The organism is Methylobacterium sp. WL103 (assembly GCF_008039885.1).
GTDB lineage: Bacteria > Pseudomonadota > Alphaproteobacteria > Rhizobiales > Beijerinckiaceae > Methylobacterium > Methylobacterium cerastii.
This window is the reverse complement of record NZ_VRUX01000303.1, coordinates 1-5,067: the sequence shown is the minus strand read 5'-3', so window position 1 is coordinate 5,067 and position 5,067 is coordinate 1. Positions and strand designations below refer to the sequence as shown.

The following is a 5,067-nucleotide window of genomic DNA, read 5'->3' as shown; positions in this document are numbered from 1 at the left end:
GAGCCTGCGCTTGCGTTTCCGCGCCGCCGACGCGCCGGGCGACGCCTTCGCCGACTTCGACGCGGTGTTCGCCGCCCGCATCACTGAAGCCGACGACTTCTACGCCGCGCTGCAAGCCGACGTCGCGGATGCCGACCGGCGCGCGGTGCAGCGCCAGGCCTTGGCCGGCATGCTGTGGTCGAAGCAGCTCTACCATTACGACGTGCGCGAATGGCTCGACGGCGATCCGGCCCAGCCGGCCCCGCCCGAAGCGCGCAAGGCCGGGCGCAACGCCGACTGGCGGCACGTGCGGGCGCACGACATCGTCTCGATGCCCGACGCCTGGGAATACCCCTGGTTCGCCTCCTGGGATCTCGCGCTCCAGAGCCTCGTCTTCGCGACGATCGACCCGGACTTCGCCAAGGGCCAGATCCTGCTCCTCCTCGACGAGGCCTACGGGCACCCCAACGCAGAGCTGCCGGCCTACGAGTGGAACTTCTCCGACGCCAACCCGCCGCTCCACGCCTTCGCCGCCTGGCGGGTGTTCTCCCTCGACCGGGCGCTGACCGGACGGGCGGACCACGACTTCCTGCTCAGGGTGTTCAACAGGCTGTCGATGAACTTCACCTGGTGGGTGAACCGCAAGGACGCGTCCGGGCGCAACCTGTTCCAGGGCGGCTTCCTCGGCCTCGACAACATCGGCCTGTTCGATCGCTCGAAGCCGATCGCGGGCGGGGCGCTGACGCAGTCGGACGCCACCGCCTGGATGGCGATGAACGCCCTCGAGCTGATGCGGATCGCGGTGGAGCTCGCCCTGCGCGACCCCGCCTACGAGGACATGGCCCAAAAATTCTTCGAGCACTTCCTGCTGATCGCCGACGCCGCCGCGCGCAAGGGCGGGCTCTGGGACGAGGCCGACCAGTTCTTCTACGACGTGATCGAGACGCCCGGCGGCGAGCGCATCCCGATCCGCGCCCGCACCCTCGTCGGGTTGATCCCGATCTGCGCGGTGGCGGTTTTGCGTGAGGACGACCTCGTTCAGCTCCCCGGCCTGCAGAAGCGCCTGCGCTTCTTCCTGGAGAACCGGCCCGACCTCGCCGCCCTGGTCTCGCGCTGGCAGGAGCCGGGCGAAGGCGGCACGGCGCTCCTGTCGCTGCTGCGCGGGCATCGCCTCAAGGCGCTGCTGCGGCGGATGCTCGACGCGGACGAGTTCCTGTCGCCGCACGGCATCCGCGGCGTGTCCAAGGTCTACGAGGGCCAACCGTTCCACTTCGCCTGGGACGGCGCCGACCTCACCCTGCCCTACGAACCGGGCGAGTCGCGTACCCGGCTGTTCGGCGGGAACTCGAACTGGCGCGGCCCGATCTGGCTGCCGATCAACTACCTGCTGATCGACGGCCTGCGCCGGTTCCACCGCTATTACGGGCCGGACTTCCGGGTTGAGGCCCCGACCGGCTCAGGCACCTTCCTGTCGCTGCAGGAGATCGCCGACATGCTGGCCGACCGCATGATCGCGCTTTCGACCCGCGGATCGGACGGGACGCGCCCGTTCCAGGCGACGAGCCGGCTGGAGCAGGAGGACCCGCACTTCCGCGACCACGTGCTCTGCTACGAATACTACCACGGCGACACCGGCCGGGGGCTGGGCGCCTCGCACCAGACCGGCTGGTCGGGCCTCGTCGCGCTGCTCATCCAGCAAAGCGCGCTCGGGCCGCTCCACGCGCTGTCGTCCGCCGAAGCGCCGTGACTATTGCGTCAGCCGCAAGGTGCCGATGCTCGCCGCGATCTGGTTGAAGGCCCCGATCAGGCTCGACGAATCGTTGGCGACGAACGATTGGGATGCCGTCGTCGCGCAGTCGCTCAACAACTTCAGGCCCTGCGTGTCGATGGGATCCGACGGGATGCTGAAGCCGATCGTGTAGATCGAAATTCCCGTGGCTTTCGCGTTCTTGCACGCCAGCGCGGTCAACGCGTCGACGGCGTCGCGGGCGCTGTCGGCATCGTTCACGGTCGGCGTGCCGGGGACGAGCCTCGATGTCGGGCCGGTGCCGTCGACGTTCTTGAGGTAGCCTGCGGCGAAATAGAGCGAGCCGTTGGAGGAGGACCCGTTCGTCGCCCAACTGTTGGCCCCGTCCGTCATCAGGATGATGATCTTGTTGACGGTGTTCGACGAGTACGCGGCCCCGTCCGCGAAGACGCTGATCGGAGACAGCGTACGCCACCCCCACATCATGCCCTCGTGGATGTTCGTCGATCCGAGGGCGGCCATGCCGTTGATCGTCGTCTTCAGCACGGACGTGTCGCTGGTCAGGCGTTGGAGCGGCTGCGTGGTACAGCCGAAGTTCGGCCCGTTCGGCACCTTCGTCGAGGAATTGGAATTCGTCGGCGAAGCGTTCTTCGGGTTGACGTACTTGCACGCCCGACCTTCCGCGTCGAAGAACGACGCATTGGACTGGCTCTGACAGGACGCGCTGTACGTCGAGTCGTCGATGTAGCTGTTATAGCTCCGGCTACTATTGTAGTCGCGATAGCCGGTGCCGCCATTACCCGGCTCGTCGGGCGCGAACATAGGGACGTAGTATGAGTCAGCGTTCGAACTCGACGGCGTACCATCCTGCACGTTCAGCGGATACGGTAACGTCTCCAGGCACCCGCCCCACCCCCAACCGGAATAGGCGGCCTGCAACTTGGTGAAGATATCGAAACGGTTGGTGAAGCCGGACCCGGACGGCGAGAGCACGTTGTCCCAGTGGTAGGAGGATTTGGCGTTCTGGTCGATCCAGGTCGCGTAGCGGTAGGTCGTGGGGTTCAAGGCGACCGACGCCGCGAACGGCACGATCGCGATCTTGGTGCCGGTGGCGAAGGCGGCGTTGGTGTAGACGTAGTTGACGAAGTTGGTCGCCGCCGTCTGCACCGCCTGGAGCTTGCTCTGGCCGCCGCTCGATTCGAGCATCGAGCCGGTGTTGTCGAGCACCAGCGCGATCTCGAAGGTCTTCGGGATCGGCGTGGCGCAGCGCGCCGATCTGCCAGGGCGCGGTGCCGTCACGCCCGTGATGCGGCCGAAGAAGACCGGTGAGACGATGTGGGTCGTCAAGGTGATCTGGCGCGGGTTCGCCGTCACCGTCAGCGGATCGACCGTGAGGCCGGTCGCGCCCATATAGCCGGTCATCATGGTGGACGCCTGCGTCTGGAGCACCGCGTTCGTCGTCGCCATCGGCGTCTGGCAGAGGGCGAGCGCGCTGGCGTCGGTCGCCGCCTGGAGCTTGGTCTCGAGGTAGGTGGCGAAGCCGTAATCGATCGCCGCGCCGGTGAATCCGAGGAGCGGGAGGGCCATCAGCCCGAACAGCAGGGCGACGTTGCCGTCGCGCGCCCGCGCGAAGCGGCCGGCTTGTCCACGCAGCGACGCCTTGCGGCCTGCCGGGGTCGGGATCACGGGCATGCGGCGCCTCCGGGCATCCAGACCTCGGTGTAGGTCGACTTGGCGGGTTGGCCCCCGCGCGCCGGCCAGGGGATGCTGGACTTCAGCGTGATCGCGGTGCTGGCGCCCTTCACGAGCTTGACCAACGAGGCACCGAGCATCGGCGTGTACGGCATGCTCACCTCGGTGAGGACGTAGCGGACCCCGGTGGTGCGGAACCCGACGGGCACGGTCAGGTCGGAGGCCGCGCCGGTGGCGCGCGCCGAGGCGTTGGCGTTGGCGGTGCTGGAACAGACCCGCGGGACCAGGTTGAGATTGGTGAGATCGACGGCCATCGCGCTGACCACGATCTTCACGCGGCCGGCGTCGAACGGTTTCAGCACCAGCGTGGAGGTGGCGAGGATGTCGCCCATCAGCGACGCGTCGATCGGGTTCTGAGCGTCTCCCTGCGCCGTCAGGTCGGACACCGTCCGGGCGAGCAGGACGACCTTGCGCCAGTTGTCGATCGCATGCGCGTATTCCGACAAGCCCGCCCAGATCGTCAGCAGCACGGGCAGGATCAGCGCGAACTCGATCGCGGAGACGCCGCCGCGGGCGCGTACGAAGCTGCGGAGGGACGAAAGTCCGGTCCTCAACATCCGGTCGAGGCCGTGGTCTGGTACGGCTCGGTGCGGAACACCGTCGTCGATTGCAGGAGGTGAGTCCCGTCCGCGAAACTCTTCTGGGCGAGGTTCAGCAGGCTGAAGAACACTGGGATCTTCACCGCCGCGGTGACGACGACGATCGCCCCGGGCTTCGCGCAGGCGTAGTTCGTGCCGAAGCCGCTGTTCCAGGTCCGCGAGGTGGCGTTCATCGGCGTCGCGCCGGCCCCGGCCGAAAAAGACGACGCGACCGACACGTCGATCTTCACGCTGGAACAGTCGAACAGCGTCATCGTCCGGTTCGCACCGGTGCCGCACATCGCGTCGTTGAGCTTCTGCAGCAGGATCGCCGGGCTGCTCGTGGCGGCGTTGGCGATCTGGAACTGCCCGGTGAACAGGCTGCGCACCGCGTTCTGAACGGTGCGGTCGAAGTTCTGCCCGGCCCAGATCACGAAAGCGATCTGGACGATCGCGCCGACCAGCGCGAGGAACGGAAGCGCCACCAGGGCGAACTCGAGCGCCGCGGCGCCCTCTGTGGCGGCGGCGAACGAACGCAAGCGCGGCGGGCGAATGGGACGGGTGAAGCGTCGCGGCATGTCACCGGGGGCGGCTGGAATACATCATCCAGACGCTTGCCAGCCAGATCTAAACCAAACGCAAATGTGCAGGCTCAACCCTAGATAACATCTTCTGGCATCAGATTGCCAGTGACACACCCCCCGGTTGCAGACTCAGATGATAGGCTTAGGACAAAAAGACTGATTTTGCAGAAGAGCATTTGGATCTAGCCGAAACACCGGCCGATTGCGGAAATTAGACTTCTCCGGGTCCAGGCGGATCAGGTGACGATCTCGCCAAAGCTCATGAAAATGGCCCCGGATGGGACATCCGAGGCCGCTGAAATTCGGGGATCAGACCCGTTGCGCTGCCGAGGCGGTCGCCTACGGGTCTAGAACGGGATGTCGTCGTCGAGGTCGTAGTTGCCCCGCGAGCCGCCACCACCGCCGCCGCCGGACGGCGCCGGGGGCT

3 protein-coding genes and 1 pseudogene are annotated in these 5,067 nt (G+C 66.9%); 1 reads left to right on the top strand and 3 read right to left on the bottom strand.

What is annotated here, in order from left to right:
* Nucleotides 1–1,726: pseudogene (locus FV222_RS16885) on the top strand (glucosidase); the annotation flags it as partial.
* On the opposite strand, the gene FV222_RS16880 reads toward FV222_RS16885, so the two are convergent.
* Genes FV222_RS16880 through FV222_RS16870 form a run of 3 tightly spaced genes read right to left on the bottom strand, consistent with a single transcriptional unit; the run spans nt 1,727 to nt 4,595 of the window.
* The gene (locus FV222_RS16880; RefSeq protein WP_147763844.1) at nt 1,727–3,418 is read right to left on the bottom strand and encodes a TadE/TadG family type IV pilus assembly protein; all 1,692 of its coding nucleotides are present in this window, start codon (nt 3,416–3,418) and stop codon (nt 1,727–1,729) included.
* Nucleotides 3,409–4,035, bottom strand: a complete 627-nt coding sequence (locus FV222_RS16875) for a TadE/TadG family type IV pilus assembly protein (RefSeq protein WP_147763843.1) — start codon at nt 4,033–4,035, stop codon at nt 3,409–3,411. Before FV222_RS16875 ends, FV222_RS16880 begins: the two co-directional genes overlap by 10 nt.
* Nucleotides 4,029–4,595 carry a TadE family protein gene (locus FV222_RS16870; RefSeq protein ID WP_246685508.1) on the bottom strand — a complete coding sequence of 189 codons (567 nt, stop codon included), beginning with the start codon at nt 4,593–4,595 and terminating at the stop codon, nt 4,029–4,031. The genes FV222_RS16875 and FV222_RS16870 overlap by 7 nt, the downstream gene beginning before the upstream one ends.
* Nucleotides 4,596–5,067 lie beyond the last annotated feature (472 nt).